Source organism: Methylobacterium sp. (assembly GCF_019750675.1).
GTDB lineage: Bacteria > Pseudomonadota > Alphaproteobacteria > Rhizobiales > Beijerinckiaceae > Methylobacterium.
The window spans coordinates 1-3,461 of the sequence record NZ_JAIEOF010000231.1; the positions used below are offsets into that span (position 1 = coordinate 1).

Genomic DNA, 3,461 nt, shown 5'->3' on the forward strand with positions numbered 1-3,461 from the left:
GACCTTGGCCGTGCGAGACGACTGACCAGCACAAGCACCGCTTGGCCGCAGTCATCGACAGTTCAGGCGGGCTTTGCGAGGCTGCCCGATGTCGCATCACGGTGCCTGTCACAATCCTGCCGCTTCGATCGGTATGGTGTGTGCATTCTCACCTGATCGTCTGCTTGAGACGTCACCGGGCCAGCCTTGCCGCTGAGCTTCGGACGGGCGTCATCGCTTAAGGAAGATGCATGTCCAAGCTCGTGGTTGTCCTGGCGCTCGGAGCCGGCCTGTCCTCGCCCGCGATGATCCCGGCCGCCGCGCGAGACGGCGGAAACTTCAACGGGGCCTGGTCGGTGGAACTCGTCACCGAGAGCGGGATGGTCTGCGACAGCCGGTACACCTACGCGGTCTCGGTGCGGGAGGGCCAGGTGCGCCTCACCTCCGCGGCGGCCGGCGCCACCCTGAACGGACGCGTCGGGCCGGACGGCACGGTGGGTCTCAACGTCTCGAACGGCACTGCGTCGGGCGCGGTCTCGGGTCGTCTCCAGGCCCAGACCGGCGGCGGCACCTGGAAGGTGTCGTCCCTGTGCTCGGGGCGCTGGACGGCCCGGCGCCAGACGACGCGGACCGCCCAGGCGGAGTAGGGCCGAAGTCCGGAACCCCGAGGGGATTCCGTCTTCGCTTAGGCGGTCGCTTCAGATCAGGCGGCCGCGAGCCACTTGCGCGCTTCCTCGATATGCGCGCGGTCGAAGGTCTTGATCTGGGCGGGCGAGACCTTGCCGAAGGTGTCGGCGATCATCCGCAGCCAGGACGCGTCCGTCACCAGGGCGACGTGGCTGACGCCCTTCATCATGGCGAGGCCGAAGCGCGGATCCTTGAAGAAGGCGGCCGGCTCCATGCCCTTGAAGTCGCGCACGTCCTCCAGGAGCTTGAGCTTGCCGCCCTTGTCGAGGTCGGCCTGCATGGCGGTGATGACGGTGTTCATGTCGGCGTCGGTGATCTGGCCGTCGACCACGATCTCGGCGACGCTCGAATCCGGCTTCTTGGTGTAGGTCAGCACGTGGGGCACTCCTTAGGGGGTCGAACGCGACCCGAGCGAACGTCGTGCGAGCGTTATAGGAAACTCTGCGGGTCCACGTCGATGGCGACCTTCACGTTGCCGCGAATCTTCGGGCCGCGCGCCAGCCATGCCCGCAGATAGGTCTGCAGGTCGATGGACCGCTCGGTCTTCACCAGCAGCCGGAACCGATAGCGGCCGCGGATCAGCGCCAGGGGCGCCTCGGCCGGGCCGAGCACCATCACGCCGTCGGGCGGCTCGGCGGCCCGGGCCAGCGCCTGTCCGTGGGCCTCGGCGACTTCGCGCTCGTTCGCCGAGACGATGAGGGCGGCCAGGCGCCCGAAGGGCGGCAGGCCCGCGGCCTCGCGGGCGCCGATCTCCTCCTCGTAGAAGCGCTCCGAATCGCCCGAGAGCAGCGCGGCGATCACCGGATGATCCGGCTGGTAGGTCTGGAGCAGGGCGCGCCCCGGCTTCTCGCCGCGCCCGGCCCGGCCCGTCACCTGTTGCAGCAGCTGGAAGGTGCGCTCGGCCGCGCGGGGATCCCCGGAGGTCAGGCCGATATCGGCGTCGAGAACGCCCACCAGGGTCAGGTGCGGGAAATTGTGGCCTTTGGCGACGAGCTGCGTGCCGATGACGATGTCGCAGCCGCCCTCCGCGACGGTCTGGAGTTCGGCCCGCAGGCGCTCGGCCCCGCCGGGGAAGTCGCTCGACAGCACGATGACGCGCTTGTCCGGAAACAGTTCGGCCACCTCCTCGGCGATGCGCTCCACCCCGGGGCCGCAGGGGGTGAGGTTGTCGAAGGTGCCGCATTCCGAGCAGGATTCCGGGCGCCGTTCCGCGTAGCCGCACTGGTGGCAGACGAGCGCCCGGCGGAAGCGGTGCTCCACCAGCCAGGTCGAGCAGTTGCGGCACTGGTAGCGGTGGCCGCAGGCCCGGCACAGGGTGAGCGGCGCATAGCCCCGCCGGTTGAGGAAGAGGAGCGCCTGGTCGCCCGAGGTCACGGTCTCCCGCACGGCCGCCACGAGGGCCGGGGCGATGAAGCGCCCGCGCTCCGGCTTGTCGGCGCGCATGTCGATGGCGGCGATGTCGGGCAGGCGCCGCCCGCCGAAGCGCTCCGGCAGGGCGATGCGCCGGTAGCGCCCGCGTTCGGCATTGACCCGGGTCTCGATGGACGGCGTCGCGGAGGCCAGCACCACCGGGCAGTTCTCGATCCGCCCGCGCACCACCGCCATGTCGCGGGCGTGGTAATGCACCCCGTCCTCCTGCTTGTAGGCGGCCTCGTGCTCCTCGTCGACGACGATGAGGCCGAGATCCGCGAAGGGCAGGAACAGGGCCGAGCGCGCGCCCACCACCACGGCGATCTCGCCCGCCGTGACCCCGGCGCGGATGCGCTCGCGACGCTTGCCCCCGATGCCCGAATGCCAGGCCGCCGGGCGCGCGCCGAAGCGCTCGGCGAACCGGTCGAGGAACTGCGCGGTCAGCGCGATCTCCGGCATCAGGATCAGCGCTTGGTGGCCGCGGCGGACGCAATCGGCCACCGCCTCGAAATACACCTCCGTCTTGCCCGAGCCGGTGACGCCCTCCAGCAGCACGGTGGGCGCCTTCGCCTCGGCGCCCGGCGGCGCGACCTTGCCGTCCGCGGCGGGTGCCGGCAGAGGATCCCCGATGGCGTCCGTGGGCGGCGGCGCGTCGGGCGCGGGGTTCATCAGCGCGACGAGTTCCCGCACCGCCGCCTCCTGCGCCTCCGACAGGGGCACGCGGGCGTGGTCCGGGTCCGGCGGCTGGGCGACGGGCTCCGGCGCCAGGGCCACCGCCTCGAGGGCGCCGTCGTCGATGAGGCCGTCCACGACGCTCAAGGAAACGCCGGCCTCCTTGGCCAGCGCGCTCTTGCCCCGCATCGCTCCATCGGCCGCCACGGCCAGCACCTTGCTGCGCGCGGCCGTCGGCCGGGCCGGGGTCTTGCCGGAGGCGCGGACGCCGACCCGCACCGTCTCGGTGAGGGCCGCCTCGTCGGGCAGGCGCAGGGCCATGGCCAGCGCCGAGCCCTTCGGCGCCAGGGTGTATCGGGCGAGCCAGTCGACGAGTTCGCGAAGCGCATCGGGCAGGGCCGGCACGTCGATCCGGCCGGTGACGGGGCGCAGGTTCGAGCCGCCGGCGCTCTGGCGCACACCCCAGACCACCCCCACCGTCTCGCGCGGGCCCAATGGAATCTGCACGACCTCGCCGACCGAGAGGTCGAGCCCGGCCGGCACGGCGTAGCTGTAGGCGCTGTCCAGCGCCAGCGGGATCAGGATCTCGGCGACGCAGGGCATCGGTCGGGGCTTTGATGGAACATAACCGGAATATAGGTGCAACTGGACGTCAACGCGATGGTGCTCGCAGATTGCCTCCGGGGCGCATTGGCTTCTAAGCAGCGCAACCC

At 71.2% G+C, this 3,461-nt stretch carries 3 protein-coding genes; 1 reads left to right on the forward strand and 2 read right to left on the reverse strand.

Features of this window, described 5'->3' with window-relative positions; genetic code table 11:
- The first annotated feature begins 230 nt into the window (after positions 1-230).
- Positions 231-626, forward strand: a complete 396-nt coding sequence (locus tag K2X24_RS12015; RefSeq protein ID WP_292498247.1) for a hypothetical protein — start codon at positions 231-233, stop codon at positions 624-626.
- Positions 627-682: 56 nt separating this feature from the next.
- Here the strand turns inward: K2X24_RS12015 and K2X24_RS12020 are convergent, their stop codons facing one another.
- Positions 683-1,042, reverse strand: coding sequence for an STAS/SEC14 domain-containing protein (locus tag K2X24_RS12020; RefSeq protein WP_292498250.1), 360 nt, complete (start codon positions 1,040-1,042; stop codon positions 683-685).
- 53 nt (positions 1,043-1,095) lie between these two features.
- Complete coding sequence (locus K2X24_RS12025) at positions 1,096-3,351, reverse strand: primosomal protein N' (RefSeq protein ID WP_292498252.1); 2,256 nt, start codon at positions 3,349-3,351, stop codon at positions 1,096-1,098.
- Positions 3,352-3,461 lie beyond the last annotated feature (110 nt).

Coding starts and splice junctions, on each gene's coding strand:
- K2X24_RS12015 (WP_292498247.1), top strand. CDS start 231: ATGTCCAAGCTCGTGGTTGTCCTGGCGCTCGGAGCCGGCCTGTCCTCG.
- K2X24_RS12025 (WP_292498252.1), bottom strand. CDS start 3,351: ATGCCCTGCGTCGCCGAGATCCTGATCCCGCTGGCGCTGGACAGCGCC.